The following is a 1,302-nucleotide window of genomic DNA, read 5'->3' as shown; positions in this document are numbered from 1 at the left end:
GGCTCGCGCTCGTCGGGACGGGCTTCCACTACACGGCCGCGGTGCGTCAGTGGCAGGCCCGGATCGTGACCGACATCCTCGCCGGCGTCCGTGACATCCGCCGGATCGGCAGCGCCGCCCTCGACCTGTGCCACGTCGCCGACGGCTGCCTCGACGCCTACTTCGAGCGAGGCCTCAACCCGTGGGACCTCGCGGCCGCCTGGCTCGTCGTCACGGAGGCGGGCGGCGTCGTCGGCGGTCCGGTGACCGGGGGCGAGACGGTCCACGTCGCGCCACCGCAGCGAGACCTCGTGTGGGCGAGCGGGCCCGGGATCGCCGACGACTTCGCGGCCCTCCTCGGCCGTACCGCCGCGAGGCATCCGGGCCCCTGAGCCGGTGGGCCGGGTGGCGTTCCGACCCTGAGCCGCCCCGCAGGACGGCCGGTCGTCATCGGTCCGGCCCCTGGGCGCCCTGCACGGCGGTGGTCGCCTCCCGAGGCGGTCAGCCAGGCGGCGTTCCGGCTTCTGAGGCGGCCGGTGGCCGTCGGTCCCAGCCCCTGAGCCGCCCCCGCAGAGCGGCGGCCGGCATCGGTCCGGCTCCTGAGGCGGCCGGTCGGGCGGCATTCCGACCCTGAGCCGGCTCGTACGGCGTCGTCTGCGCAGCCGGTGTCCGACCCGGGCGGTGGAGGAGCGTCAGGCGGCAGAGGTCTGCGCCCGAACCGAACCGTCCGTGTCGCCCTCGGGAAGCTCCACGCCGTTCTCCCGCGCCACGCGGGCCAGCTCCTGGAGGACCGCGAGCTGGATATCGACGAGGTAGTCGTCGCCCGACAGGCGGGCCTCGTCCAGCTGTCGTCGGGCCTCCGCGACCCGGTTCCTCAGCTGCATGGTGAGCTCGTCCATGGTGTGCACCTCGATCCGTTCGTGGCCGGTGCGCGTCGGGGAGGGCGATGCGCACCCTGGGAGGGGGTGACCGAACTGTATGCGCTGGCGGCTGTGCCCTCGCTGTGGGGTAGGTAACGATGTCGACCGACCGGCACGAGCAGGGTGGTGGAGTGGCCGCAGCTGCGGGTGACGGAGTGGTGGAGCGGCCGGCGGCGCCGAATGGTGGGGCGCCCCGCGTTCGGGGTGTTGGACTGGCCGGCGGGCCGGGCCAGCGGGCCGAGCGGTGGGGTGGCCCGCACGTGCCGAGTTGATGTCTTCGACTCGAGCTTGGAGCGACATCAACTCGGCACGTGCGAGATCCCGTCCGCGGCAGGTGCGGGGTTGTCGTGGTCGGGAGTCGGGTTCGGCCACGGAAAGCCGGCATCTGCCGAGGAGGGCTGGG

At 74.0% G+C, this 1,302-nt stretch carries 2 protein-coding genes; one reads left to right on the top strand and one right to left on the bottom strand.

The genetic code is table 11. From position 1 onward, the window contains the following. Window positions 1-371, top strand: a 371-nt coding sequence (locus tag BN12_RS21805; protein ID WP_048555639.1) for an inositol monophosphatase family protein, incomplete at its 5' end; no start/stop codon positions are given. A gap of 300 nt (window positions 372-671) precedes the next feature. Here the strand turns inward: BN12_RS21805 and BN12_RS21800 are convergent. Beyond that, window positions 672-878 (bottom strand): hypothetical protein, encoded by a 207-nt coding sequence (locus tag BN12_RS21800; RefSeq protein ID WP_157635617.1) that lies wholly within the window; start codon window positions 876-878, stop codon window positions 672-674. Between the last annotated feature and the right edge of the window lie 424 nt (window positions 879-1,302).

Source organism: Nostocoides japonicum T1-X7, assembly GCF_001046855.1.
GTDB classification, from domain to species: domain Bacteria; phylum Actinomycetota; class Actinomycetes; order Actinomycetales; family Dermatophilaceae; genus Nostocoides; species Nostocoides japonicum.
This window is presented reverse-complemented; position numbering and strand designations above follow the sequence as displayed.